Annotated in this window: 23 protein-coding genes; 12 read left to right on the top strand and 11 right to left on the bottom strand. The window is 66.3% G+C overall.

Going from position 1 to position 24,540, the window contains the following annotated elements; genetic code table 11:
- Positions 1 to 19 precede the first annotated feature (19 nt).
- Both ACQGNJ_RS01970 and ACQGNJ_RS01965 read left to right on the top strand, forming a co-directional pair.
- Positions 20 to 766 carry a DUF4336 domain-containing protein gene (locus tag ACQGNJ_RS01970; RefSeq protein WP_426687552.1) on the top strand — a complete coding sequence of 249 codons (747 nt, stop codon included), beginning with the start codon at positions 20 to 22 and terminating at the stop codon, positions 764 to 766.
- 104 nt (positions 767 to 870) lie between these two features.
- Entirely contained in the window at positions 871 to 1,704 is an 834-nt protein-coding gene (locus ACQGNJ_RS01965) for a pirin family protein (RefSeq protein WP_426687551.1), read from the top strand.
- A 49-nt stretch (positions 1,705 to 1,753) separates the two neighbouring features.
- On the opposite strand, the gene ACQGNJ_RS01960 is transcribed toward ACQGNJ_RS01965, so the two are convergent.
- The 8 genes from ACQGNJ_RS01960 to ACQGNJ_RS01925 form a co-directional block, all read right to left on the bottom strand.
- Positions 1,754 to 2,173, bottom strand: a complete 420-nt coding sequence (locus ACQGNJ_RS01960) for an alpha/beta hydrolase family protein (protein ID WP_426687550.1) — start codon at positions 2,171 to 2,173, stop codon at positions 1,754 to 1,756.
- Positions 2,167 to 2,493: a hypothetical protein gene (locus ACQGNJ_RS01955; RefSeq protein ID WP_426687549.1), complete on the bottom strand. Its 327-nt coding sequence runs from the start codon at positions 2,491 to 2,493 to the stop codon at positions 2,167 to 2,169. The genes ACQGNJ_RS01960 and ACQGNJ_RS01955 overlap by 7 nt, the downstream gene beginning before the upstream one ends.
- A 117-nt stretch (positions 2,494 to 2,610) precedes the next feature.
- Positions 2,611 to 3,432: a carbohydrate ABC transporter permease gene (locus ACQGNJ_RS01950; RefSeq protein ID WP_426687548.1), complete on the bottom strand. Its 822-nt coding sequence runs from the start codon at positions 3,430 to 3,432 to the stop codon at positions 2,611 to 2,613.
- Positions 3,429 to 4,322 carry a carbohydrate ABC transporter permease gene (locus ACQGNJ_RS01945; RefSeq protein WP_426687547.1) on the bottom strand — a complete coding sequence of 298 codons (894 nt, stop codon included), beginning with the start codon at positions 4,320 to 4,322 and terminating at the stop codon, positions 3,429 to 3,431. The genes ACQGNJ_RS01950 and ACQGNJ_RS01945 overlap by 4 nt, the downstream gene beginning before the upstream one ends.
- Positions 4,319 to 5,617 carry an extracellular solute-binding protein gene (locus ACQGNJ_RS01940; protein ID WP_426687546.1) on the bottom strand — a complete coding sequence of 433 codons (1,299 nt, stop codon included), beginning with the start codon at positions 5,615 to 5,617 and terminating at the stop codon, positions 4,319 to 4,321. Before ACQGNJ_RS01940 ends, ACQGNJ_RS01945 begins: the two co-directional genes overlap by 4 nt.
- Complete coding sequence (locus tag ACQGNJ_RS01935; RefSeq protein ID WP_426687545.1) at positions 5,614 to 7,080, bottom strand: glucoamylase family protein; 1,467 nt, start codon at positions 7,078 to 7,080, stop codon at positions 5,614 to 5,616. The genes ACQGNJ_RS01940 and ACQGNJ_RS01935 overlap by 4 nt, the downstream gene beginning before the upstream one ends.
- Positions 7,081 to 7,210: 130 nt before the next feature.
- A complete protein-coding gene (locus ACQGNJ_RS01930; RefSeq protein ID WP_426687544.1) occupies positions 7,211 to 10,042 on the bottom strand; it encodes a TonB-dependent receptor in 2,832 nt (943 codons plus the stop codon).
- A gap of 162 nt (positions 10,043 to 10,204) precedes the next feature.
- Entirely contained in the window at positions 10,205 to 11,215 is a 1,011-nt protein-coding gene (locus ACQGNJ_RS01925) for a LacI family DNA-binding transcriptional regulator (RefSeq protein ID WP_426687543.1), read from the bottom strand.
- 400 nt (positions 11,216 to 11,615) lie between these two features.
- Here ACQGNJ_RS01925 and ACQGNJ_RS01920 point away from each other — a divergent pair, with 400 nt between their 5' ends.
- On the top strand, positions 11,616 to 12,074 hold the full coding sequence (locus ACQGNJ_RS01920; protein ID WP_426687542.1) for an SPFH domain-containing protein: 459 nt from the start codon (positions 11,616 to 11,618) through the stop codon (positions 12,072 to 12,074).
- A 155-nt stretch (positions 12,075 to 12,229) separates the two neighbouring features.
- Entirely contained in the window at positions 12,230 to 12,859 is a 630-nt protein-coding gene (gene rsmG / locus ACQGNJ_RS01915; RefSeq protein WP_426687541.1) for a 16S rRNA (guanine(527)-N(7))-methyltransferase RsmG, read from the top strand.
- 9 nt (positions 12,860 to 12,868) lie between these two features.
- Here the strand turns inward: rsmG and ACQGNJ_RS01910 are convergent, their stop codons facing one another.
- Positions 12,869 to 14,224, bottom strand: a complete 1,356-nt coding sequence (locus tag ACQGNJ_RS01910) for a GH1 family beta-glucosidase (protein ID WP_426687540.1) — start codon at positions 14,222 to 14,224, stop codon at positions 12,869 to 12,871.
- 146 nt (positions 14,225 to 14,370) lie between these two features.
- On the opposite strand from ACQGNJ_RS01910, the gene ACQGNJ_RS01905 reads away from it, so the two are divergent.
- From ACQGNJ_RS01905 to ACQGNJ_RS01885, 5 genes are all read left to right on the top strand, one after another.
- Positions 14,371 to 15,462 carry an ABC transporter ATP-binding protein gene (locus ACQGNJ_RS01905; RefSeq protein ID WP_426687539.1) on the top strand — a complete coding sequence of 364 codons (1,092 nt, stop codon included), beginning with the start codon at positions 14,371 to 14,373 and terminating at the stop codon, positions 15,460 to 15,462.
- A 78-nt stretch (positions 15,463 to 15,540) separates the two neighbouring features.
- On the top strand, positions 15,541 to 16,419 hold the full coding sequence (locus ACQGNJ_RS01900) for a ParA family protein (protein WP_426687538.1): 879 nt from the start codon (positions 15,541 to 15,543) through the stop codon (positions 16,417 to 16,419).
- A gap of 3 nt (positions 16,420 to 16,422) precedes the next feature.
- Positions 16,423 to 17,292: a ParB/RepB/Spo0J family partition protein gene (locus ACQGNJ_RS01895; protein ID WP_426687537.1), complete on the top strand. Its 870-nt coding sequence runs from the start codon at positions 16,423 to 16,425 to the stop codon at positions 17,290 to 17,292.
- Positions 17,293 to 17,438: 146 nt separating this feature from the next.
- Positions 17,439 to 18,161 (top strand): glycosyltransferase family 2 protein, encoded by a 723-nt coding sequence (locus ACQGNJ_RS01890; RefSeq protein WP_426687571.1) that lies wholly within the window; start codon positions 17,439 to 17,441, stop codon positions 18,159 to 18,161.
- 79 nt (positions 18,162 to 18,240) lie between these two features.
- Positions 18,241 to 18,609: a DUF488 domain-containing protein gene (locus ACQGNJ_RS01885; protein ID WP_426687536.1), complete on the top strand. Its 369-nt coding sequence runs from the start codon at positions 18,241 to 18,243 to the stop codon at positions 18,607 to 18,609.
- Between the two features lie 11 nt (positions 18,610 to 18,620).
- Here ACQGNJ_RS01885 and ACQGNJ_RS01880 read toward each other — a convergent pair whose 3' ends face one another.
- Complete coding sequence (locus ACQGNJ_RS01880) at positions 18,621 to 19,574, bottom strand: patatin-like phospholipase family protein (RefSeq protein ID WP_426687535.1); 954 nt, start codon at positions 19,572 to 19,574, stop codon at positions 18,621 to 18,623.
- Between the two features lie 198 nt (positions 19,575 to 19,772).
- Here ACQGNJ_RS01880 and ACQGNJ_RS01875 point away from each other — a divergent pair, with 198 nt between their 5' ends.
- Positions 19,773 to 21,539: an SLC13 family permease gene (locus ACQGNJ_RS01875; protein WP_426687534.1), complete on the top strand. Its 1,767-nt coding sequence runs from the start codon at positions 19,773 to 19,775 to the stop codon at positions 21,537 to 21,539.
- 63 nt (positions 21,540 to 21,602) lie between these two features.
- Here ACQGNJ_RS01875 and ACQGNJ_RS01870 read toward each other — a convergent pair whose 3' ends face one another.
- Positions 21,603 to 22,574: a helix-turn-helix transcriptional regulator gene (locus tag ACQGNJ_RS01870; protein WP_426687533.1), complete on the bottom strand. Its 972-nt coding sequence runs from the start codon at positions 22,572 to 22,574 to the stop codon at positions 21,603 to 21,605.
- 101 nt (positions 22,575 to 22,675) lie between these two features.
- Here ACQGNJ_RS01870 and ACQGNJ_RS01865 point away from each other — a divergent pair, with 101 nt between their 5' ends.
- Together ACQGNJ_RS01865 and ACQGNJ_RS01860 are read left to right on the top strand one after the other, a co-directional pair.
- A complete protein-coding gene (locus ACQGNJ_RS01865; RefSeq protein WP_426687532.1) occupies positions 22,676 to 23,575 on the top strand; it encodes a hypothetical protein in 900 nt (299 codons plus the stop codon).
- A 96-nt stretch (positions 23,576 to 23,671) separates the two neighbouring features.
- Entirely contained in the window at positions 23,672 to 24,481 is an 810-nt protein-coding gene (locus tag ACQGNJ_RS01860; protein ID WP_426687531.1) for a DUF481 domain-containing protein, read from the top strand.
- Positions 24,482 to 24,540: the final 59 nt, after the last annotated feature.

The raw sequence follows: 24,540 nt of genomic DNA, 5'->3' as shown, positions 1-24,540 counted from the left end.
GTGAATTCAGGGAGTCGTCGTGTCCGAAGTCGGCCTGTACACCCCCCTCAATACCCTCAAACCGATCGCCACCGGGATCTGGATTGTCGACGGCCCGCTGGTGCAGATGGCCGCGCTCGGCATGCGTGCCCCCTTTCCCACCCGCATGACCGTGGTGCAACTGGCCGAAGGTGACTTGTGGTGCCATTCGCCGATCGCCCCTGATGCAGCGCTGTTCGCCGCGGTCGATGCGCTCGGCCCGGTGCGCCACCTGGTCTCGCCCAATTTGCTGCACTACGCGCATATCGCGGCGTGGAAACGGCGTTATCCGCAGGCAACGGCGTGGGCTTCGCCGGGCGTCCGCCAGCGCGCCGCCAGCCAGCGCATCGAAGTCGCCTTCGACGCAGATCTGGACCATGCGCCGCCATCGGATTGGGCCGTCACGATCGACCAGCTGCGTTTCCGCGGCAGCCGGGTCATGCAGGAAACCGTCTTCCTGCATCGCGCCAGCGCCACGCTGATCCTGACCGACCTGATCGAGAATTTCGAAGCGGAGAAACTGCCGACGGCGATGCGCTGGATGGCGCGACTCGGCGGCGTGATCGATCCCGACGGCAAGGCGCCGCTGGACTTGCGCCTGACCTATGCCGGACGCAAGGCCGAAGCACGCGCCTGCCTCGCGCGCATGCTGGCATGGCAGCCGCAACGGGTGATCCTGGCCCATGGCCGCTGCTATCTCGAAAACGCGTCGGCCGAGCTGGCACGAGCATTCCGCTGGCTCGACTGACCCCGGCGTTGCCCCGCTGGAACGATCCGTTCCCGTGTCGGCGCTTGGACAAATGGCCGAACGGGGCCATCTTGGTGGCCATCCTTCCCTTGCCGGAGCACGCCATGAACGACCGCCACATCACCCGCCGCATCCGCGGCACCGACACCTCCGACGGCGCCGGCGTGAAGCTGAAGCGCGTCATCGGCCAACCCGGGCTGGACATGCTCGATCCGTTCCTGCTGCTGGACGAGTTCCGCTCCGACCAGGCCGGTGACTACATCGCCGGCTTTCCCGAGCATCCGCACCGCGGCTTCGAGACGGTGACCTACATGCTCGCCGGCCACATGCAGCACGGTGACAACCACGGCAACCGTGGAGATCTGGTGCCGGGCAGCGTGCAATGGATGACTGCCGGCCGCGGCATCCTGCATTCGGAAATGCCGCAGCAGGAAGACGGCCTGATGTGGGGCTTCCAGCTGTGGGTGAACCTGCCGGCGAAAGACAAGATGACCGCGCCACGCTACCAGGACATCGGCCCGGAGCGCATTCCGGTGGTGCATCCGGCCGAAGGCGTCGAGGTGAAGGTGATCGCCGGCGAACTGGCCGGTGCCACCGGTCCGGTCGAAGGCATCGTCACCGCGCCGGTCTACCTCGACATCAGCCTGCAGCCCGGCGCGCAACTGACCCTGCAGTTGCCCGCGGGCCACCACGGTTTCGCCTATGTGTTCGAGGGCGATGCGGCGCTGGTCGGCGGCGAGCTGCTGCAGCGCAGTGAGCTGGGCGTGTTGTCCGAAGGCGGGCAGCTGCAACTGGCCGGCGCGGATCAGCCGTCACGCCTGCTTGTGGTGGCCGGCAAGCCGCTCAACGAGAGCGTGGCGCGCTACGGGCCGTTCGTGATGAACACGCCCGAGCAGATCCATGAGGCGATCGCCGACTTCCGCGCCGGCAAGTTCTGAGCACAAGTACCTCGCCGTCCTGGTTGTCGCGACAGGACGGCAAGGCCACCTATTCGCCGCGCAGATCCTTTCCGGTGAGGCGCAGATTCCGTTGCAGATACTCGCGCAAGGCGGCGTCCGGCGGCGCCGCACTGGCGCCGGCCAGGTGACGTTGCAGCAGCCGCTCGATCAGATAGAACATCGCTTCCTTGGCCAGCGGGTCCTCGTTGCTGTGACCCGCTTCGGCGTCGACCAGCAGACTGACATCGCGGCCCAGCAACTGCAGCTGCGCGGCATAGGCGATCACGCCACGGATCGCCACCCGGTGATCCTCGCCGCCGGCAATCAGCAGCAGCGGGCGCTGCATGCTTGCTGCGTTGGCCAGCGGCGACTGGGCATGCAGGCGCGCCATCGTGGCATCGTCGCCAAGGTCCAGTGACAGGGTGCGCAACCAGGCCGGAAACGGGATGTAGCGCGACAGGTTCAGCACCTCCTCGCTGCGCGCAACCCAGCGAACGAGAGTGTGCAATTCGACGGGAAGGTGATCGGCAGGGTGCGGCGCAGGCCGGGACCGCCCGACACACCGTTGAAGTTGAAGTCCAGGCAGATCGCCTTGCCGTGCGGGCCCTGGCTGGGGCGCAGGGTGGCGCTGATGTCGTCGGTGGCGATGGCTTGCCAGGCCGACGGTTGGGTGAAGTCGTCGAGGGTGTGGGGGACGGTGGCGTGTACGGGGTTGAGCATGAAGAGCAGTGCGAGCAGGGCTGCACGGCAAGAGCGAACCCCCGCCCGGCCTTCATTCGGACCATCCATGGCCCTCACCCTTCGGGCGGCGGGCGCCGTGCAAATCGGCATTCCTGCCGATTTGCCCCCTGCACGCAGGGAGAGGAGCGCATGGCGGTACCCGTCGGGGCTCACGGCGTCATGTCCTCAACCCTTCACGCTGCCCAGCAGCAGCCCCTCGAGGTAATAGCGTTGCAGCGACAGGAACAGCAGCAGCACCGGCAGCACGGTGACCACCGAGCCGGCCATCATCAGTTCGCTGTCCTGCGAATGTTCGCGGGCCAGCGAGGCCAGTCCGATCGGCAAGGTGTAATGCTCCTGCCCGGTCAGCACGATCAGTGGCCACATGAAATCGTTCCAGGCGGCGAGGAAGGTGAAGATCGCCAGGGTCACGACGATCGGCTTCAGCAGCGGCAGCACGATCTGCAGGAAGATGCGGCCCTCGCCGGCGCCATCGATGCGCGCCGCCTCGAGCAGTTCGTCGGGGATGCCGCGCGCGTACTGGCGCACCAGGAAGATGCCGAACACGGTGGCCAGCGCCGGCACCACCACGCCGGCATAGCTGTTGACCAGACCCATGTACTTCAGCAGCAGGAAAAGCGGCAGCATCGCCACCTGGGCGGGAATCACCAGTGCGCCAAGCAAGGCCTGGAACAGCCGCTCGCGACCGGCGAAGCGCAGCTTGGCGAAGGCGTAGCCGGCCAGCAGGTTGCAGGCCAGCGACAGCGCGGTGATGGTGCCGGCGACCAGCAGGCTGTTGAGCAGGTAGCGGCCCATGCCGGCATGCACGAACAGCTCGAGGTAGTTGCCCCAGCCGGCATGGCGCGGCAGCAACGGCGGCGGCAGCGCGCTGGCGGCGCCGGGCGCCATGAACGACACCGACAGCATCCACAGCAGCGGGAACAGCGCGACGGCGGCCACCCCGATCAGCAAGCCGTTGATCAACGCCCTGGCCAGCCGCGGGTTCATGCCTGCCCTCCGTCAGAATGCTCACCCTGGCGCGACAGCTTCAGCATCAGCAGGGTCGCCGCGAACATGATCAGGAACAGCAGGAACGCCACCGCCGACGCGGAGCCGAGGTTCCACCACTTGAAGCCCTCGTCGTACATCAGATACAGCACGCTGACGGTGCTTTGCAGCGGGCCACCCTCGGTCATCACGTAGGGTTCGGCGAACAGCTGGAAATAGCCCGACACGGTGAGGATGCCGACCATCAGCATGGTCGGTTTCAGCATCGGCAGGGTGATGTGGCGAAACTGCCGCCAGGGCGATGCGCCGTCGATGCGCGCGGCTTCGTACAGATCCGGCGGGATCGCCTGCAGGCCGGCGAGGAAGATGATCATGTTGTAGCCGAAGTTCTTCCACACCGCGAACGCGATGATGGTCGGCATCGCCCAGTGCGGATCGCCCAGCCAGTCCACCGGATGAATGCCGAGCAGACCCAGCACATAGTTGGCCATGCCGTACTTGGTGTTGAACAGGTAGCGCCAGATCACCGCGGTGGCGACCACCGTGGTCACCACCGGCGCGAACAGCGCAGTGCGGAAGAACGGCTTGGCCTTGGCCAGCGGCGAGTTGAGCAGCAACGCCGCACCCAGCGACGCGCCCATCGACAGCGGCACACCCACTGCCACGAAATACACCGTATGCCCCAGCGCCGACCAGAACAGCGGTCGATGCAACAGCTCCCAGTAGTTGCCCAGCGCGACGAAGCGCAGGTTGCGGATGTCGGCCAAGGCGTAGAGGTCGTAGTCGGTCAGGCTTAGCGCCAACGCCGCCAGTACCGGCAGCAGGAAGAACACGCCCAGCACCACCAGCGCCGGCGCCAGGAACAACCACGCGGTGCGCTGCCCGTTCATCGCGCGGGCGCCTTCGGCTGCGCGCCGTGATCGAGCACCCAGCGCCGCTTGGCCAGGATCGCGTCGGCGCGGCGATCGATCTCGGCGGCGGCCTGGTCGATCGTCAGCCGGCCGGCGATCGCCTCGGCGGCTACCAGCTGCATCTCGTTGGCGATGCGCTCCCACTCCGGCACCGCCGGTGCGGGCTTCACCTGTTCCAGTTGCTGGCGGAAGGCGCGTGCCTGCGGATCGTCGCGCAGCGCGCCGCCTTCCCATGAGCTGCGCCGCGGCGGCATGTCGCCAAGCAACTCGTAGAACTGCTGCTGCACCGACGGTTGCGACAGGTATTCGATCAGCTGCCAGGCGGCATCCTTGTGCCTGGAGCGGCGAAAGATCACCAGGCTGGAACCGCCGGCCACGCCGATCCCCGGGCCGTCCGGACCGGGCAGCGGGGCGGTGGCCCAGTCGGCCTGTTGCGCCGCCGACAGGCGCGAGCGGAATTCGCCGATGTTCCACGGGCCGGACAGGTAGAACGCGTACACGCCGCGGCCGAACTCCGTCCACGGATTGCCGGCCTCGACATTGGTGATCGCCGGCGCCTGCTGCAACCGGAAGGTGTCGACGTAGAACGCCAGCGCGCGCTTGAAACCGGCGCTTTCGAAATTGCCGTAGCGACCGCCATCGCGAAGCAACGGATCGGCCTGTTGCAGCGCCAGCGACATCAGCTGTTCGTATTCGTTGGTCGGCAGCAGGATGCCGTAGCGATGCTGCGCCGGATGGCTCAGCGCGGCGAGCTGTTGCCGCCACTGCGCCCAGGTACGCGGCGGCGCATCGAATCCGGCCGCCTTCAGCAGATCGCGGCGATAGAACAGCAGCCGCGTGTCGACGTACCACGGCACGCCGACCAGGGTGCCGTCGATCACGTTGGTGGCCCAGATGCTGACGAAGTAGTCGTGCGGTTGCACCACCGCGGAATGGTCGACCCGCGTTTGCAGCGGCTCCAGCGCATCGAGTGCCGCCAGTTCCGCCAGCCAGGTATTGCCGAGTTGGCTGATATCCGGCGTGGACCCGCCGGCGAAGGCGGTGAGCAGCTTCTGGTGCGCGGCCGTGAGCGGTAGCTGCTGCACTTTCACGCGAATGTCCGGATGCGCGCGCTCGAACGCCGGCAGCAGCTTGGTGATGGCTTCGCCTTCGCGGCCGATGGTCCAGAAGGTGAGTTCATGGCTGTCGGGCGTCCGCGCACAACTGCCCAGCAACATGCTGCACAGGGCAAGGCTGGCCAGCCATCGTCCACGCTGGCCAGCCTGCAGGATCATGGCGTCGGCGCCGCCGCGTCCAGCCAGCCGCCTTCGAAGCCGGCGCGCTGAAGTCCCTTGCGGATGTACGGGTTCTTCTTCATCACCTTCCACACGAAGTCGCTGCGCCAGTTCTCGATCATCAGCACGATCGGCCCCTGGTCGATACCCAGTTGCTCGCTGTCGACCCAGCCCATCGGCAGCACTTTGCCGGTGCGCAGCTGCGTTTGCACGTGAAAGCTGGGGTTGAAGGCATCGACGAAGCCGTGCCGGTTGTAGATGGCGCTGCCGTAGCGGCGCTTCATTTCCTCCAGTGCGGGAATCACCAGCTCCGGCGCGAACGCGATCGAGCCGGCGGCGGCGGTCGGCACGATGGTGCCGTCGTCGACCAGGTAGCCGAGCCCGGCGCCACGCGCGGTATAGCCGTAGAACTGGCGCCGTTGCCGGCCAGCCACCACGATGCCGCCCGGTCCGTTGCTGGCGGTCAGTCCCCACACGTTCGGCCCGTAGCCGGTCCAGCCACCGGGGTTGTCGATCGCGTATTGCCGCTGGGCGATCACCGCGCGGCGGCTGTTCTCGAAATAGTCCAGATCATGCTGGCGGTTCCACGCGTCGCGAATGCCGCGAAAGTCGATCCACACATGGCTGTACTGATGGCCGAACAACGGGCCGAAGTTCAGCAGCTGCTGGCCGCCGAACTCACCCCAGCTGCGGTCGTAGGTGCCGGTCCACGCGGCCCATGCATCGGCGCCGACCGGGTGGGTGGGCGAACCCAGCGCCAGCACGTAGATCAGCATGCCCTCGTTGTAGCCCTCCCAGTCGTGCGGGATGAACTTGCCGCCCGGCGTCCAGCCCATGCTGATCAGCGGCGGACGCACCTGCGCCCACGGCCAGTCGACGCGGCGGTAGATGCGGTCGGCCAGCGTGCGGATTTCCTTCTCGGCCGGCGTGTTGCGATCGTAGTACGACTGCGCGAACAGCACGCCGCCCAGCAGCAAACTGGTGTCCACCGTGGACACTTCGGTCCAGCGCGCGAAGCGCCTGCCGCTCTTCATGTCGAGGAAGTGATAGAAGAAGCCGTGGTAGCCGCTGTCGTCGTCCTCGCTGTCGCCTTGCGGCGCGGTATCGAAGAAGCGCAGGGTGGCAAGCGTGCGCTCGACCGCCTGCTCACGGCTGATGTAGCCACGCTCCACCCCCACGCCATAGGCGGTCAGGCCGAAACCGACCGCGGCGATGCTGGAGAACGATTCGCCCGGGTAGTGATCGGGCACCAGACCATTGGCGGGATCGGCGCTGTCCCAGAAGAAGCGGAAGGTGCGTTGTTCGAGATCGTTGACCAGCGCGGGTACGTGGTGCGCGCTGCGGGTTGCGGTGGTGGCGGGAGCGGGCCGGGCCTGCCAGGCCGGGCTGGCGGGAGCCGCCAGCGCCAGGGTCAAGCCGAGAAGAAGCGAGGAAAGCCATGCGGGCCGGTGGGGAAACATCATGATCGGTCTGCTGTACCTGGTGGATCGACGCCACCTGAACCTGCTGAGGGAGGCAGGTTCAGGTGGACGTCTGGACGTCCGTCCGCACGGGGTGGACGGGTGAAGCGGTCATGCCATGGTTGCGCGTGGATCAGAACGAATAGCGGGCACCCACCTGGAAGCGACGGGTCTGGTTCGGGTCGGCGCTGGTGGCCTTGCCGAAGTCCGGATTCGGGTTCAGCGTGCCCCAGTTGTACTGATTGTTGATGTAGCCGTTGTCGACATCGCGGTTGAACACGTTCATCACGTCGAAGCGCAGTTCCAGCGCCTGGCTTTCGCCCCAGCGGAAGGTCTTGGCCACCGACAGGTCGAGGTTCAGGTACTTCTGGCCGTACTTGCCGTTCTTGTAGAAGATGCAGTTGTAGTCGCAACCCGGCACGTTGGCGAAGTAGTCGTAGGGCAGGCCGGAACCGTAGGTGAAGATGCCGCTGAGGCGGGTATCCCACGGGCCGCGCACGATGCCGTTCAATACCAGGTGCTGCTTCTCGCCCACATGGTCGGCGTAATAGCCGGCCGGTGCGACATAGTCGAGCGAATAGTTGTCGCCGCCTTGCTGGCGCGCGCGCTGGTAGGTATAGGCCAGGCCTACGCCCCAGCCCGACGCTTCGGTGTAGGGCTTGTCGATGCTGACCAGCACGCTGCTGGACTGGGTCTTCTTGTTCGTGTTGTGCAGCACTACACCGTACGGGCTGCCCGGCATCTGATTGAGCACGAAGCCGGGTTCCGGCAGGCGATTCCAGATCCAGGTGAACTGGTCGTAGCCGAGCACGCGGGCCAGCGTCAGCGAGGCGTTCCAGTCACCCATCACCTGGCGGATGCCGAGGCTGAACTGGTCGGTGTGCGGTGGCTTGGTGTTGTTGTCGACCACGTCGATTTCCGAGCTGAAGCCGGCCGCACCGGACGCCAGCAGGCCGTTCAAGCCTTGCGCGGTGAAATAGCTCGGATCCCACGCGATGGTGCCCGGAGTGACACCGCCCGGGCTGAACCTGAAGGTGTAATTGGGTACCAGCGAATGCAGTTCCTCCTGGCTGATCCAGTCGAACGGCGTGCGGTCGTAGTAGCGACCGGCGCCACCGAAGATCGTGGTGCTCTGGTCACCGTCCTTGCTGACGTCCAGCGAGAAGCCCAGCCGCGGCTGGATCGCCCCCTTGTAGGCGTCGCGGTTGTGGCCGTTGCTGATGTAGTTCTGCAGGCCCAGGTATTCCAGCGTGGGGATTTGCGCGTCCGGCGTGACGTAATCCTTGTTCAGCGCATTGGTCTCGTAGTCCCAGCGCAAGCCAAGGTTCAACTGCAGGCGTTCGGTGATGTCCCAGTCGTCCTGCACATACAGGCCCAGCTGGTTGGTGTGCAGGTTGGCGCTGGCGCCGGTGGGCGAATAGACCGCCTGGTACGGGCTGTTGAAGCCACCGGGGTAGGCCGCATCCTCACTGAAATAGTAGGTCGGCACGGTCGCGCTGTTCTGTTCCAGCGTGATGCCGTAGGCGGCGTACTTGATGCCGGCCTTGATGGTGTGGTTGGACAGGCCGAACCAGGTGAAGTCGTCGCGGAAGGTGCGCTGGTTCTGGCCCTTGTCCTGCTGGTCGCTGCCGGCGCCGATCACCGCGATGCCTGGGTCGTAGATGGAGCGCACGCCGCCGGACACGGCCGAGGTCGGATGCCATTTCGCGTTGCCAGCGTCGAGCAGCAGGTCGTTGGTGTAGTTGTCGCCACGCGTCTGCCATTTCAGCAACAGGTCGTCGACGTTGTTCTTGCGGTTGCTGCGTGCGGTATAGGCCGTATTGCCGCCGAAGCCGAGCTGCTCGCTGTCGCGCCGGGTGGTCAGGCTGAGGTCGATGTTGTTGTCGTGGTTCGGCTGCCAGCTCAACTTGCCGAAGAAGGTCCTCTCGTTGAACGGTGCCGAGAACGTGCCGTTGTATTGCGCGAAGCGTGGGTCGTTGATCTGCACGGTGTTGTTGGCGGTGTCCTTGCGTTCCTCGTAATTGATGAAGAACTGCGCCACGTCCTTGATGATCGGGCCGCCCAGGGTGAAGCCGCGCTGCTCGCGCTTGTAGTCGGGCTTCTTGACGTGGTTTTTCTTGTCGAACGAGTTCTGCGCGATCATCGACTGGTTCTGGTAATAGTCGTAGGCCGAACCATGGAAGTCGTTGGTGCCCGACTTGGTGACCGCGGTGATGATCGCCGTGCCGGCCTGCTCGTACTCGGCCTTGTAGTTGTTGGTCAGCACGCGGAATTCCTGCACGGCTTCCTGCGAGAACGGGTTGCCGCGGGTGGAATCCTGCCCGGCGATGCCGCCCTTGAGCACGTTGTTCTTGAGGCTGGCACCGTCGATGAAAACGTTTACATTCTCGGCCGATTGACCGCCCGCAGAAAAGGTTTTCAGGTTGGGGTCACGTGAGGTGGTCACGCCGGGAACCAGCTTGGCGAAATCGAGGAAGTTGCGCTCGTTCTGCGGCAGTTGCTGGATCTGCTTCTGGCTGATGTTGGTGGCCACTTCCGAGGTGCGGGTTTCGACCAGGGTGGTGGCGCTCACCGAGACGCCCTGCAGGTTGGTGGCGTTGCTGGTGCTGGGTCCAGCCGTGCCGGCGCTGGCATCCAGGTTGAGGCTGAGCGCCTGGCCGACCTGCACGGTGATGGTGCGGCTGGCGCTGCTGCCGTTGCCGCTGGCCACGATGGTGTAGCTGCCCGGCGCCAGGCCGGCCAGGGTGTAGTTGCCGTCCGCACCGACTTTGGTCTTGCTGACGAAGCCGTTGGCGGTATTGGTGGCCACCACCTGGGTGGGCATTTCTCCCTGTGGTGCGCTGACATGCCCGCGCAGGACCGCCGTGCTGGTCTGGGCGTGGGCGCCCGGCAGCGTGAGCGCGGTGACCAGCAGGCCGGCGAGTGCCAGCGAGATGTGCCTGGATAACGTGCGTTGATTGACCATGACCTGACCCTCTCCCGTAATCGTTGCAAGATGGTGGAACGCTCTGCCTTCATGCTGCCGTGCTGGTGCGGGCGAACCGCCATCGGGGTTGCCTGCGTCGAACCGACCTTGTCGGGTACGGTTCCTTCCGGCGCGATCCAGCGCCGATGTTCGATGTACCGGTCAGGCCGGCGGCAGGGCGGAAGACGCCCGCACCACCAGTTCGGCGCCGACCAGGCGACGGGTGCCGGCACGCACGCCGTCAGGGTTGTCGAGCTGCTCGCCCAGCCAGGCCATGGCCTGGCTGCCGAGTTCCGCGATGTGTACCTGGATGGTGGTCAGCGCCGGCGTCACGTAGCGCGCCATCGGCACGTCGTCGAAACCCGCCACGGCGACGTCCTGCGGCACGCGCAGGCCGGCCTCGCGCAACGCCGCCATGCAGCCGATCGCCATCATGTCGTTGGCGGCAAACACCGCATCCGGCCGCGGCTGCATCGCCAGCACCTGCTGGCCGGCGCGAAACCCGGATTCCTCGCTGAAGTCTCCGCGCAACATGCTCACCGGGCTGTCTGGAGCACCGCTGGCCAGGGATTCGCGGTAGCCAAGCTCGCGCTGGGTGGCGTCGCGGTTGCCGGATGGCCCCTGGATGAACACGATGCGCCGTCGACCCAGCGCCAGCAGGTGCTCGACCATCAGCCGCGCACCGCCATCGTTGTCGACCGACAAGGCGCAATAGTCGGTGCCGGACAGCCTAGTGTTCATCAGCACGGTAGGCAGGTTTTGCGGCAGATTCTGCCGCAGGAAGTCGGCATCGGCGTGCGGCGACATCAGCAGCAGGCCGTCGACCCGCCCCTGCATCGCGCGCAGCGCCGCGGCCGCCTCCGCCGCGTCATCGTGGGAACTGGACACCAGCAGGTGCAGCCCGCGCGCCCGCGCGGCCAGGTCGATGCCACGGATCAGTTCGGAGAAGAACTCGCCATACAGGTCCGGCAACAAGGCGCCCACGGTGTTCGTGCGGCGGGTAATCAGCATGCGGGCGGCCGCGTGCGGCACGTAGCGCAGCCGCTGGGCGGCGGCGAGAATGCGCGCGCCGGTCTCGGCGGTAACTCCCTGGCCTCCGTTCAACGCACGCGATACCGAGGCCACCGATACCCCGGCCTCGCGCGCCACATCTTTGATGGTTGCTGTCGACATGAAGGTTGCCCCACAGACACGGAAACCGTGTCGCGGCGCCAACGTAAACGTTTTCATGGAGCATTGTAAAGAGCTTGTAAAACGTGAAGGTCTGCTGCGCTGCGGCAGGCCCGGCCAGTTGCCGGCGCCGGTCTTTGGCAGAGGCCTTGTGCCGGGCGGCAAGCGAATGAGCCGTTTGTTTGAGCAGTGCAGCAATCGACGCGTTGGCACGATCCAGGCATGTGTTTTCAGGGACCTGGTGATTCTGTGACCGGCGTCCGCCGAGCGCCGCATGCTGCCACTTGTTAAGTTTTGCGTTACGCCGTTAAATGAAGGTTAATCTTTGTGGACTCAGGCAGCTGTATCCTGAAGCTTCAAAACTTTTCAACAAATCATAGACAACTTGCTGTTTTTCCAGATCATGACCACCCTTCTGACCCTGCTGCTCCTTGTTTCCGCCGTGCTGGCCGCCAGCGCGGTGCGGCATGTGCCTGCGGGTCAGGTCTACAGCCTGTATCGCCGCGGCAAGCTGGTGCGGGTGCTGCAGGCGGGTACGCATCTGGTGCTGCCGCTGCTGGATCGGGTGGCCCACAAGATCAACCTGGCCGGGCAGACGCTGCGGCTGGACGCGCCACTGGAAGATGCCGGCGACCTGCGCGGCACCGTGTACTGGCAGGTGCTGGAGCCGGAACGGGCCGATGCGGTGTTCGAGCAGGTCGATCAGCTGATTCGCCGCGGTGCGCGCGAAGCACTGCGCAACGAGCCGGCCGCCGATGGCGCGAATCGTCGCGACCTCGGTGCACGGGTGAAACAGTCCTTGAACAGTGCGCTGCGCGAGCGCGGCATGATGGTCACGCGGGTCGAGTTGGACGCGGCCTGAAGTCGGGGATGGCGCCAGGGCGTCCGAGAACGCCCGCGCCGCAGGGGAATTGCTGCTATTGAGCCCGCTTCGGCGGGTTTCTTTTTTCCGGCGGGGTTGGCACGGCGGCCGCCGGCCGTCGATACTTTGCGGCCCCACGTCACCTGAGTGAACCGATGACCAGCCGCGACGCCCTGCAGGCACGACTCGAACAAGGCGTCGCCGCGCTGGGTCTGCAGCTGCCCGACGAGGCGGTGTCCCGGCTGCTCGACTACCAGGCCTTGCTGCAGCGCTGGAACGCCGCCTACAACCTCACCGCCGTGCGTGACCCGGCCGAGATGGTCACCCGGCACCTGCTTGATTCGCTGGCGATCCTGCCGTACGTGCAGGGCCAGACCCTGGCGGATCTGGGCACCGGTCCCGGCCTGCCCGGCATCGTGCTGGCGATCGCCGCGCCAGGTCGGCAGATCCTGCTGGTCGATTCCAATGGCAAGAAGGTGCGCTTCCTGCGCGAGGCGATTCGTGCGCTGAAGCTGGAAGGTGTTCGCGCGGAACAGTCGCGCGTCGAAGACGTCCAGGGTCAATTCGACTGCGTCACCGCGCGGGCGTTCGCCAGCCTCGCCGACATGCTCGGCTGGGGCGGCCATCTGCTGGCGCCGCAGGGGATCTGGCTGGCGATGAAGGGCAAGCGGCCGGACGACGAATTGCCGGGCATTCCAGCCGGATTCGAAGTGCGCAGCACGCACGAGTTGGCCGTGCCCGGACTTCCGGCCGAGCGTCACCTGCTGGTGCTCGGTCGCGCCTGATTCACCGGATCAATCGTCCAGAATGGCGCCGTTGCTTTCGATCACCTGGGCATACAGCTTCGCGGTGGCCTTGGGCGTGCGCTGCTGGGTGGCGAAATCGACGTGGTACAGGCCGAAGCGCTTGGAGAAACCCAGCGACCACTCCAGGTTGTCCATCAACGACCAGGCGTAATAGCCCTTCAGGTCCACCCCGGCCTCGATCGCCTTGTGCAGTGCCTTCAGGTGCTTGCGCAGGTAGTTGCTGCGCAGCGGGTCGTCGAGCTCGCCGTTCTCGGCCACCGGCGGGTCGTAGAACGCGGAACCGTTCTCGGTGATGTACAGCGGGATGTCGCCGTAGCGCTGCTTGAACCAGGTCAGCGTGTCGGTCAGGCCCTGCTCGAACACCTCCCAGCCGGTTTCGGTATAGGTCTTGTTCGGCTGGCGCACCGGCACCGCCTGCAACGGATAGGCGTTCGCGTCGTGCTTCACCACCGCGCGGGTGTAGTAGTTGATGCCGACGAAATCGACCTTCTGATGGGTCAGTTTGAAATCGTCTTCGGGGAAATCCGGCCAGGCGTCGCCGAAGATTTCCTTCAGCTCCGGCGGGTAGCTGCCGAGCAGCGCCGGATCGGCGAATTGCTCATTCATGTAGGCGTGCGCACGGCGCGTGGCGGCGAGGTCCTCGGCGCTGTCGGAGTGCGGGTATTTCGGCTCGATGTTGAACACCACGCCGATCTCGTGCTTGCCGTGGGCGCGATAGGCCTGCACGCCGGCGCCGCTGGCGCGCATCAGGTTGTGCGCGGCGATCGGCGCCTCGTATTTGTTGCGATGGCCCGGCGCCAGCGCGCCGTGCAGGTAGCCGCCATCGGTGACCACCCAGGGCTCGTTGAGTGTGGCCCAGCGCGGCACGCGGTCGTCCAGCGCCTTGAACATCACCTCGGCGTATTCGGCAAACCAGTGCGCGACGTCGCGATTGAGCCAGCCGCCACGGTCGTCCAGCGCCGCCGGCAAGTCCCAGTGGAACAGCGTGGCGTTCGGCACGATGCCGTTCTCCAGCAGTTCGTCGACCAGCCGCGAGTAGAAATCCAGCCCCTTCGGATTGACCCGGCCAGTACCCTCGGGCAACACCCGCGCCCAGTTGATGCTGAAGCGGTAACCCTGCAGGCCGAGCGCCTTCATCAGCTGCACGTCGCCCTTGTAGCGGTGGTAGTGGTCGCAGGCCACGTCGCCGGTGTCGCCGTTGGCCATCATCCCCGGCGTGTGCGCGAAACGCTGCCAGATGCTGGGGCCGGCGCCATCGGCCAGCGGCGAGCCTTCGATCTGGTAGGCCGAGGTGGCGGCGCCCCAATGGAAGCCGTCGGGAAAGCGGAAGCTGGGGCGGGTCATCGGGATACCTGCAATCAAAGTGCTTGATGTAAACGATTACATGGGCAGAATAGCCGAATGTTTCGCCGCTGTGCAGGGCAGTGCATGCTGTGGCGGCAGCAGAAGACGATTCCCGGTCGTGATGGCCGCCCCCACCGGAGATACCCATGGCGGTCGTGCGTCTGGACCAGTTGCGCAAGGTCTACCCCAACGGTCACGTCGGCGTGGCCGGCGCCAGTTTCGAGATTGCCGACGGCGAACTGCTGGTGCTGGTGGGGCCGTCGGGCTGCGGCAAGACCACCTTGCTGCGGATGATCGCCGGCCTGGAAACGATCAGCGGCGGCACGCTGTCGATCGACGGGCGCATGGTCAACGAGCTGGCACCGAAGGACCGCGACATCGCCATGGTGTTCCAGAACTACGCGCTGTATCCACACATGACGGTGGCCGAAAACCTGGGCTTCGGCCTGAAGCTGCGCGGCCACCCGCAGGCCGAGATCGACCGGCGGGTGGCCGCTGCGGCGAAAACCCTCGAGCTGGAAAGCCGGCTGGCCGCGCGCCCGGCCGGCCTGTCGGGCGGACAGCGCCAGCGCGTGGCGCTGGGCCGCGCCCTGGTGCGCGATCCGAAGGTGTTCCTGCTCGACGAACCGCTGTCCAATCTGGATGCCAAGCTGCGGCTGTCGATGCGGGTGGAGATCGCGCGACTGCATCGCCAGCTCAAGGCCACCATGGTCTACGTCACCCACGACCAGATCGAGGCGATGACCCTGGGCCAGCGCATCGTGGTGCTCGATGGCGGCGTGATCCAGCAGATCGACACCCCGATGAACCTGTACGACAAGCCGGCCAACCTGTTCGTCGCCGGCTTCGTCGGCAGCCCGGCGATGAACCAGTTGCACGGCACGCTGAGGCGCGAGGCAGGCTGGACGCTGGTCACCGCCCACGGCACGATTCCGCTGGGCGAGCCGGCGCAGGCCGCCGCCTGGCAGCCCTGGCGCGACCGCCCGGTGGTGCTGGGCATCCGCCCGGAAGACCTGCAGCCGCCGCCGGCCGGCACGCCGGCGTTCACCGCGCTGCTGGAAGTGCTCGAGCCGGTCGGCAACGAGGTCTTCCTGAATCTGCGCTACGGCGGTCAGGCACTGGTCTCGCGGGTGTCGCCGCGAACCCTGCCCGAACCCGGCAGCCAGGTGCCGTTGAGTCTGGTCGCCGAACGGCTGCACCTGTTCGACGCCGAGAGCGGCAGCCGGATCGGCGCCTGAGGCCGGCCGCGCCCGGGCAGGCAAGCTGCGGCGGCAATGCTAATCTAGCCGTCCTTCGCGAACGGTAGCTATCCATCCATGGCCCGCATCATCGCTGTCGCCAACCAGAAAGGCGGTGTCGGCAAGACCACCACGGCCGTCAACCTCGCCGCGGCGCTGGCCGCGGCGAAGCGCAAGGTATTGCTGATCGATCTCGATCCGCAGGGCAACGCCACCATGGCCTCGGGCGTCAACAAGCGCGACATCCAGGCCAGCGGCTGCGAAGTGCTGCTGGAGGAAGTGACGCTGGCCGCCGCGATCGTGCCCACCGAGGCGCACTACGACCTGCTGCCCGGCAACGGCGACCTCACCGCGGCCGAGCTGAAGCTGATGGATGCGCTGGCGCGCGAGCATCGGCTGAAGGACTTGCTGGCCACGGTGGCCGACAACTACCACACCATCCTGATCGACTGCCCACCCTCGCTGAACCTGCTGACCCTCAACGCGTTGACCGCGGCCGACGGCGTGCTGATTCCGGTGCAGTGTGAATATTTCGCGCTGGAGGGCCTGTCCAGCCTGCTCGACACGGTCAAGGCGGTGCGCCACCGGCTCAACCCGAAGCTCGAGATCGAAGGCCTGCTGCGCACCATGTACGACGTGCGCAACAACCTCGGCAACGAGGTGTCGGCCCAGCTCACCCAGCATTTCGGCGACAAGGTGCTGCGCTCGATCATCCCGCGCAACGTGCGCCTGGCCGAAGCGCCCAGCCACGGCCAGCCGATCCATCTGTACGATCGCAGCTCGCGTGGCGCGATCGCCTATATCGGCCTGGCCGGCGAGATGATCCGCCGCGAGCGGGGGCTGTCGCGTGCGACGGCGGCCGACCCGATCGACGACCTCGAACTGCCCGCGCCCGCGCCGGCGAACGAAGACAGCGGCCCGACGCTCAAGGCGCCGGCCGCCAATCACCAGGATTAAGGCATGGCTGCTGCGAAGAAACGTGGATTGGGACGCGGGCTCGATGCCCTGCTCGGCGGCGACGGTGAGGGCACGCCGTCGGTGCTGAGCCAGGAAGGCGAGTTGCGCATGCTGCCGATCCAGCAGATCCAGCCGGGCAAGTACCAGCCGCGGCGGCACTGGAACGACGAGGCGCTGGACGAACTGGCCGCCTCGATCAAGGCGCAGGGCCTGATCCAGCCGGTGGTGGTACGCGAACTGGGCAAGCACAGCTACGAGCTGATCGCCGGCGAGCGTCGCTGGCGGGCGGCGCAACGCGCCCAGATGAGCGAAATCCCCGCGCTGATCAAGCAGGTGTCCGAAGCCGCCGTGCCGGCGATGGCGCTGATCGAGAACATCCAGCGCCAGGACCTCACCCCGCTGGAAGAGGCCGATGCGCTGAAGCGGTTGATCGACGATTTCGACCTCACCCACCAGCAGGCCGCCGACGCCGTCGGTCGTTCGCGCGCGTCGGTGTCCAACATGCTTCGTCTCACCGAGATGCCGGAGTCGATCAAGAAGCTGCTCGACGAAGGCAAGCTGGAGATGGGCCACGCCCGCTGCCTGCTCACGCTTGATGAAGCGATCGCCGTGCCGTTGGCGCGCCAGGCCTCGACGCTGGGCTGGTCGGTGCGCGAACTCGAAGAGGCGGCGCGACGCGCGCAGACCGCGCCCAAGGGCAAGGCAAAGAGTGCGCCGGCACAGGATCCGAACATCGGTGCGCTGGAACGCGAGCTGGGCGAGCGCTTCGCCACCCGCGTCGAGCTGGCCCAGGGCCGCGGCGGCCGCGGCAAGCTGGTGATCCACTACCACAGCAACGACGAACTGGACGGCATCCTCACCAAGATCCGCTGATTAAGAACAGGAGTGAGTTGAAGAGGAGTGAGAAGTGAGAAAAAGCGTTGCGCTGCCCCGGCTTCTCTCTCGCTCCTCACTCCTCTTCACTCACTTCTCTGCCCGCCGAAGCTGCCAGGCAACACCCCGCACCACACCGCAAGGTTATCGACATGCCGCAACTTTCCGTCGTCGTCCCCGTCTTCAACGAGCGTGACAACATTCCGCCGCTGCTGGCCGAAATCGCCAGCGCCCTGCGTGGCCAGGTGGATTACGAAGTCATCTACATCGATGACGACTCCAGCGACGACAGTCGTGCCGTGCTGGCCGCGCAGAAGTCGCTCCATCCGGAACTGCGCGTGTTGCACCATGTGACCCGCAGCGGCCAGAGCACGGCGGTGTGGAACGGCGTGCGCGCCGCGCGGTCGCCGTGGATCGCCACCCTCGATGGTGATGGCCAGAACGATCCGGCCGACATTCCGAAGCTGCTGGCTGCGCGTGACGCGGCGCCGGCCGAGGTGCGCCTGTTCGCCGGCTGGCGGACTACTCGTCGCGACAGTTTCAACAAGCGGATTTCCTCGAAGGTCGCCAACGCGGTGCGCTCGCGCATGCTGCGCGATGCCACCCCGGACACCGGCTGCGGACTGAAGCTGTTCGAGCGCGAGGTGTTCCTGCGCCTGCCGTATTTCGATCACATGCACCGCTACCTGCCGGCGCTGGTCAAGCGTGCCGGCTTTGCCAACCAGAGCGTGCCGGTGGGTCACCGCCCGCGCACCGCCGGCGTGTCCAAGTACGGCATGCTCGACCGGCTGTGGGTTGGCCTGGCCGACTTGCGCGGCGTGGCGTGGCTGATGCGTCGCGGCAAGGTGACCGGGGTCGAGGAACTCTGATCCAGATCACCTCGGCGGAGGCCGAAGCTCGTATGCTGGGCGGTGTCCCCGGCTGATCCGGAGCATCGGGAGCGCGCCCATGAGCATTGCCGTCAAACGCGTCTACGAGCTGGCCACCGCGGCGGACGGTTATCGCGTGCTGATCGATCGACTGTGGCCGCGTGGCCTGAAGAAGGATGCCGTGCCGCTGGACCTGTGGGCGAAGGAGCTGGCGCCGTCGACCGCCTTGCGGCAATGGTTCGGGCACGACCCGGCGCGGTGGGACGGTTTCCGCCATCGCTACGCCGGCGAACTGGACCGGCTCGCCGAGCACTGGCAGCCGCTCGCCCAGCGCGCCACGCGGCACCCGCTCACCCTGCTCTACGGCGCGCGCGATGAGGAACACAACAACGCGGTGGCGCTGAAGGCCTATCTGGAAAACTGGCTGCACTCGCACGGTCCGCGCTGACCCGCCGCGGCTCAGGGCTCGCGCTGGGGTGTGCCCGCCCGTGGCCAGCTGGCCAGCGTGGTGCGTGCCTGCAGGCGGCCCATCTCGATCAGTTCCCGCGCCCGATAGAACTCGTAGGCGCTGGCGATGTTGCGCGGCAGTTCGATCAGCAGGTCCGGCTCGTAGGCGGCCAGCCGCAGCCGCGCCAGGTTCGCCTGCATCAGGTCCATCGCCTGGGCCAGCAGGTCGAGCGTGCCCGGCTCGCGTGGCTGGTTCTCGCCGTGCGGAATCATCCGTCCGATGAACTCGCCGATACGCTGGCGATAACCGGACTGCGCATGGGCGTCGCGGATCGGCGGTTCGGGCGGGGGGCGGGTCAGCGCCGGCCCGTCCACGCTCACCGCAATCGTGTAGTCGGCGTTCTCGCGGATCAGCGGCGTCACCGGCACCGGGTTGAGCAGGGCGCCATCGACCAGTCGCCGGCCGTTGATCAGGTGCGGCCGAAATACCGTGGGAATCGAGATCGATGCGCGGATCGCATCGAACAGGCAGCCCCGGCTGAGCCACACCTCGCGCCCCCTTTCGAGGTCGGTGGCGACCGCGGTGAAGGCCAGCGGCAGTTCCTCGATCTGCACGTCGCCGATCAAGCCGCGCATGGTCTCGATGATCTTCTCGCCCTTGATCAGTCCGCCGCCGGTGAAGGTCCAGTCGACCAGCCGAAGCACATCCAGCTTGGCCAGCGCGCAGACCCATTCGCGGTAGACCGCCAGCTTGCCGGCGGCATGGATGCCGCCGATCAGCGCGCCCATCGAGGTACCGGCAATCGCCACGATCTGGTAGCCCTGCGCTTCGAGCTCCTCGATCACGCCGATATGCGCCAGCCCCTTGGCGCCGCCGGCGCCCAAGGCCAACGCCACGGTGGGCTTGCGCGTTCCGGCGTGCGGCTCGCTGACGCCGGACGGGCCATCGATGAGTTGTGCTTTCATGGCAGGCATTCAATCACGAAATACAGGCGTTGCCGTGGGCAAGCTGCGCGGACGGCGAGCGAGCGTGGCGACGGCTGGTTAGTATGAACAAGGCCGCGGCAACAGATTTGCGGCAACGAACCCGGAATCCTGCATGACCCATTTCCCATCCCGCGCGACACGTCTGCCGGCCCGCACATGCGCGCCAAGGCGCGCCGCATGAGTTGGCAGGCATGGGCGACCGTGGCGGTGATCGTGCTGGCGATGGCGCTGTTCGCCAGCGAGAAACTGCGCATCGACCTGGTCGCGTTGCTGGTGCTGGCGACCCTGGTGATCCTCGGCATCGTCACCCCGGTGGAAGCGCTCAGTGGCTTCAGCAACGAAGCCACGGTAACGGTGGCGGCGATGTTCGCCTTGAGCCTGGGCATCGAGCGCTCCGGCGCGCTGGATCCGTTGAGCCGCTGGCTGATGCGGATCAAGCGGCCCTGGGTGCTGACCCTGGCCTTGATGCTGGCGATCGCGCCGCTGGGCGCCTTCGTCAAGAACATCGCGCTGGTCGCCACCTTCCTGCCGCTGGCCCTGCGCGTGTGCCAGCGCACGCACACCTCGCCCGCTCGCGTGCTGATGCCGATGGCCTACGCCGCGCAGATGGGCGGCGTATGCACGCTGATCGGCACCTCGTCCAACCTGCTGGCCGACACGCTGGCGCAGAAGCACGGCATGGACGCGATCGGCGTGTTCGAGTTCACCCGCATGGGCGTGATCCTCGCGGTGGTCGGCATCGTCTACCTGATGCTGGTCGGGCGCTGGCTGCTGCCGCGCGAAGTCGACACCCAGATGCCGGTGCAGGAAGACATCGGCAAATACGTCACCGAGCTCGAAGTGACCGAACAGTCCTCACTGCTCGGCGGCAGCATTGCCGATGCCCGGCTGGGCGAGCGCTATGGCGTCTATCCGCTGGAGCTGCTGCGGGGCGAGAAGCGCATGTGGTCGCCGCGCAGCCAGGAGATCACCGTCGGCGACGTGCTGCTGGTGCGCGGCGACTGGGAAAAGATCGAGGACTTCCAGCGTCGCGCCGGCCTGCGCAATGCGCCGGACCGGCGTTATGCCAAGGGTGACGGTCGCTCGCGGGTGATGGTCGAGTTGATGATCGCGCCGGCCAGTCCGATGGAAAATCGTCGCCTCGACGAGACCGGCCTGAAATGGCGTTACGACGCGGTCGCGCTGGCCATTCACCGGCGCGGCCAGCTGCTGCGCGACAAGCTCAGTGACGTCAGCCTGGCGGTGGGCGACGTGCTGCTGGTGCTGGTCGACGACGAGGCCTTGTCCAACCTGCGCAACGACGAGGCCTTCATCGTGCTGAGCGAGCGCGAGGAAGCCCATCGCACGCCGCGCAAGGCGCTCTACGCCGCGGCCATCATGGCCGGCGTGGTGGTCGCCTCGGGCTTGCGTTGGCTGCCGATCCCGATCGCCGCGATCTGCGGCGCGGTGGCGATGGCGCTGACCGGCTGCTTTGGCCGCAAGGACGTCTACGAAGGCATCGACTGGAAGATCATCGTGCTGCTGGGCGCGATCCTGCCGCTGGGCATCGCGATCGAGCGCAGCGGCCTGTCGCAGCAACTGGTGCAGATGGGACTGGGCGCGGTCGGCGACCACGGTCCGCTGGCTGCCTTGCTGATGATCTACCTGCTTACCGCCCTGCTCACCGAGTTGATGGGCCACAACCCTTCGGTGGTGCTGATGGTGGGCATTGCGGTGTCGGTTGCCCACGCCATGCACGTGGACCCGCGGCCGTTCGTGGTCGCGGTGGCGTTCGCCGCCGCCACCTCATTCGCCACCCCGGTGGGCTACCCCACCAACACCATGGTCTATTACGCCGGCGGTTATCGCTTCACCGATTTCATGAAGGTCGGCATCCCGCTGATCCTGATCTTCTGCGCGCTGTCGATGTGGCTGATTCCGCAGTTCTGGCCGTTTCATCCGTAGAAGCGGGGAACGGGGAACAGGCAGAGCGTGGAGCTGCAAAGCTCTTGTTCCCCGTTCCCCGCCCTATTGATATCCGCCCAGCGCCAGCTGCAGCAGGATCTTCATCTCCTCGCGCAGCGACATCGGCGCCATCACTTCCGCATCCGGGCCGTACTTGAGCACGTCCATCAGCAGCTCCTTGGAGTTGGAATAGGGCAGCTTCAGTTCGTACCTGCCGTCGGGCAGCCACTCGCCCTTCTGCTGCGAATGCCAGTGCTCGTCGGCCACCCAGCGCGCCGCGTGCGATGAGAAACGGATCGTTGCCCAGGCCTTCGGCTTGCCGGCGAAGATGCCGTAGCTGGAGGCGAGCAACTCGTTGAGGTCGGCATCGGTGACGTCGATGGCGGTTGCCTCCAGCGTCTGCGCCTCGACGATGCGGTCGACCGCGAAGCTGCGCAGCGCCTCGCGATCGTGGTCCCACACGTCCAGATACCAGTTGTCGCGGTAGTGGGTCAGCCGCTGCGGCGACACCGTGCGCCGGCTGTCCGCATTGGTGGTGCGTGCGCGGTAGCGGAAGCGCAGCTGCTTGCGCTGCAGCACCGCCCCGGCCACGGTGCGGAACACTTGCTGGTCGAGCTTGCGCTCGCCCCAGGGAATCACCCGGATCCGCTCGATCGGCAAGGCCTTGCCGTTGTCGTGGTTGGACAGCAGGCCCTCGATGCGCGACTTGAACGGCGCCAGCGCACCGGCCAGCACGCCGGGTCCGGTACGGCCGATCAATTCGTTCAGCGCCAGCAGTGCGGCCAGTTCATCGGAGGTCAGCCACAAACCTGGCAGCTCGAACTTCTCGCCCTCGCCCAGCTCGTAGCGGAAGGCCGCCTGGTCGTTGCCGGCGCTTTCGATCGGCGCACGCAACGCATCGCGCAGGAAGGCCACGTCGCGATACAGCGTGGCGCGCGAGCATTCCAGCTCGCCCAGCAGTCGCGACAACGGAATCGGGTAGTGCGCCGATTTCAACAACCGGTGCAGGGTCAATATGCGTTCGTAGCGATCCATGGGGCGGCATTTCGTCTGGATAAGGCCTTGTGTAGCATGGTGGCGGCCTGTGCTGCCCGCAAGTCATCGCGGGCGCTGTCGAAACCCTTACCGGATGCCCCATGCTGCCCAGCCGCGAATCGCCATCCGACATCACCCGCGAGCACGCCAACGCTCCAGCCGTGGGGTTGCTTCCAGCCTGCGCCGAGATCCTTCTGCGGGTGCTGGCGATCAGTGGCTACGGCTTGTGGATCTGGCTGGGGATGGGCCTGGTGCTGGGCATGAACCGGATCGGCAATGGCGCCATGCAGATGCCGCTGCTGCTCGGCACCGCGCTGGTGTGCGCCGGACTGGGATTGGGCCGCATGCGCCTCTCGGCCACCACGGAATGGTATGGCGGCCCGTCCGCCGAACGCCGCTGGCCCAGGCGCGCGGCAGGGATGGCGCTGGCGTGCTTCCTGCCGGTGCTGCTGCTGCTCGCGCTGGGCGATGGCCATGGGCATGTGCTGGCGATGCGTCTGGCCGGAGTGGCCTTGCTGCTGTGCAGTCTGGCGAGCCTGGTGCACAGCGCGTACCGTTTCCGCAGCCAGCTCACGCCCGACCTGCAGCGGATGGCCTCGACCTTGCCGGTGAGCCGGCTGGTCACGGCGTGGTACTGCGGCGGGCTGTGGCTGTGGCTGTGCATCATGGTGCAAGGTGGCCCGGAACCCGGCCAGGGCGCTTCGGTCTGGATCCTGTTGCTGCTGGCGCTGGCCCTGCTGCTGGGCTTGCTTGAAGGCATGCGCTGGCAATCACTGGGACCGTCCCGCGACGACGACCATGACATGCACTTGTCGCCGCTGCGCCTGTTCGCCGCGCTCTTCGTCTACGTGCTGCCCTGCGCTGCCCTGCTGCTGACCGACCGTTTCGGCGGAGGCCTGCTGGCCGCCGCACTGGCCGTACCGAGTTGCCTGCTGGGCAAGATGCTCGAGCAGCATGTCTATGAAACCGCGCTCGCCGGTGGTTTCCCGACGATCGGCTGAGCCGGCCCGGTTGGCCCGGCGGCAACGTTCATTGGCAGTTCAAACCGGGGCGTTAAGGTAGCGGCCTCACCATCTTTTAACAAATGGATTGTCCCGATGAAAAAGACCCTGATCGCCGGCCTGCTGCTGGCCGCTTTCGCGAGCTTCGCCGTCCAGGCCCAGGACACTGACACCCAGGCTGCCAACAACGGTGGCTGGACCGGCTCGGGTGAATTCGGTTTCGCCTCCTCCACCGGCAACTCGCGCTCGGAGAACATCAACGCCAAGCTCGGCTTGAGCCAGGAAAACGACCAGTGGAAGAACAATTTCTTCCTCGATGGCCTGCGCTCGAAGAGCCAGCAGACCGTGGTCGACACCAACGGCAACACGCTCAAGCAGTTCAACACCACCGCCAACCGCTATGACGGCGGCGCCTCGGTCGGCCTCAAGCTCGACCCGCGCAGCTACATCGTGGGCGCGGCGCGCTACGAGCACGACGACTTCGGTGCCAACCTGTGGCAGGGCATCGTCTCGCTGGGCTACGGCTACATCGCGCTGAAGGACGGTCGCAACGAGCTGTCGTTCGAAATCGGTCCTGGTTACAAGCGTTACCGCCCGGCCGATGTCGACGTGGTGGTCAACAACGCGGTGGTACACCAGCAGCAGCCCACGCAGAGCGAGATGGTCGGCCGTGGCCTGATCAACTACAAGCTGAAGCTCACCGAGAACACCGCGTTCGAAGACACCTTCCTGATGGAAGCGGGCTCCAAGAACACCTACCTGCAGAACGATGCGGGCCTCGCCGTCAGCATGACCAAGAAGCTGGCCTTGAAGGTCGGCTTCCAGGTGCGCCACAACAGCGACGTGCTGGCGGCCACGAAGAAGACCGACACGCTGACCACCACGAATCTGGTTTACAGCTTCTGATTGGAGAGCGGGAACGGGGAACAAAAGCGCTGAGCTTCGCGCTCTTGCCGTTCCCCGTT

The organism is Rhodanobacter ginsengiterrae, from assembly GCF_050026815.1.
In the GTDB taxonomy this organism is placed as follows: domain Bacteria; phylum Pseudomonadota; class Gammaproteobacteria; order Xanthomonadales; family Rhodanobacteraceae; genus Rhodanobacter; species Rhodanobacter ginsengiterrae.
The sequence above is the reverse complement of the archived record's forward strand: the minus strand, read 5'-3'. Positions and strand labels throughout refer to the sequence as shown.

Excerpts from the sequence above, each read along its gene's own strand:
- ACQGNJ_RS01965 (WP_426687551.1), top strand. The coding sequence starts at position 871 with ATGAACGACCGCCACATCACCCGCCGCATCCGCGGCACCGACACCTCC.
- ACQGNJ_RS01955 (WP_426687549.1), bottom strand. The coding sequence starts at position 2,493 with ATGGATGGTCCGAATGAAGGCCGGGCGGGGGTTCGCTCTTGCCGTGCA.
- ACQGNJ_RS01950 (WP_426687548.1), bottom strand. The coding sequence starts at position 3,432 with ATGAACCCGCGGCTGGCCAGGGCGTTGATCAACGGCTTGCTGATCGGG.
- ACQGNJ_RS01945 (WP_426687547.1), bottom strand. The coding sequence starts at position 4,322 with ATGAACGGGCAGCGCACCGCGTGGTTGTTCCTGGCGCCGGCGCTGGTG.
- ACQGNJ_RS01940 (WP_426687546.1), bottom strand. The coding sequence starts at position 5,617 with ATGATCCTGCAGGCTGGCCAGCGTGGACGATGGCTGGCCAGCCTTGCC.
- ACQGNJ_RS01935 (WP_426687545.1), bottom strand. The coding sequence starts at position 7,080 with ATGATGTTTCCCCACCGGCCCGCATGGCTTTCCTCGCTTCTTCTCGGC.
- ACQGNJ_RS01930 (WP_426687544.1), bottom strand. The coding sequence starts at position 10,042 with ATGGTCAATCAACGCACGTTATCCAGGCACATCTCGCTGGCACTCGCC.
- ACQGNJ_RS01925 (WP_426687543.1), bottom strand. The coding sequence starts at position 11,215 with ATGTCGACAGCAACCATCAAAGATGTGGCGCGCGAGGCCGGGGTATCG.
- ACQGNJ_RS01920 (WP_426687542.1), top strand. The coding sequence starts at position 11,616 with ATGACCACCCTTCTGACCCTGCTGCTCCTTGTTTCCGCCGTGCTGGCC.
- rsmG (WP_426687541.1), top strand. The coding sequence starts at position 12,230 with ATGACCAGCCGCGACGCCCTGCAGGCACGACTCGAACAAGGCGTCGCC.
- ACQGNJ_RS01910 (WP_426687540.1), bottom strand. The coding sequence starts at position 14,224 with ATGACCCGCCCCAGCTTCCGCTTTCCCGACGGCTTCCATTGGGGCGCC.
- ACQGNJ_RS01905 (WP_426687539.1), top strand. The coding sequence starts at position 14,371 with ATGGCGGTCGTGCGTCTGGACCAGTTGCGCAAGGTCTACCCCAACGGT.
- ACQGNJ_RS01900 (WP_426687538.1), top strand. The coding sequence starts at position 15,541 with ATGGCCCGCATCATCGCTGTCGCCAACCAGAAAGGCGGTGTCGGCAAG.
- ACQGNJ_RS01895 (WP_426687537.1), top strand. The coding sequence starts at position 16,423 with ATGGCTGCTGCGAAGAAACGTGGATTGGGACGCGGGCTCGATGCCCTG.
- ACQGNJ_RS01885 (WP_426687536.1), top strand. The coding sequence starts at position 18,241 with ATGAGCATTGCCGTCAAACGCGTCTACGAGCTGGCCACCGCGGCGGAC.
- ACQGNJ_RS01880 (WP_426687535.1), bottom strand. The coding sequence starts at position 19,574 with ATGAAAGCACAACTCATCGATGGCCCGTCCGGCGTCAGCGAGCCGCAC.
- ACQGNJ_RS01875 (WP_426687534.1), top strand. The coding sequence starts at position 19,773 with ATGAGTTGGCAGGCATGGGCGACCGTGGCGGTGATCGTGCTGGCGATG.
- ACQGNJ_RS01870 (WP_426687533.1), bottom strand. The coding sequence starts at position 22,574 with ATGGATCGCTACGAACGCATATTGACCCTGCACCGGTTGTTGAAATCG.
- ACQGNJ_RS01865 (WP_426687532.1), top strand. The coding sequence starts at position 22,676 with ATGCTGCCCAGCCGCGAATCGCCATCCGACATCACCCGCGAGCACGCC.
- ACQGNJ_RS01860 (WP_426687531.1), top strand. The coding sequence starts at position 23,672 with ATGAAAAAGACCCTGATCGCCGGCCTGCTGCTGGCCGCTTTCGCGAGC.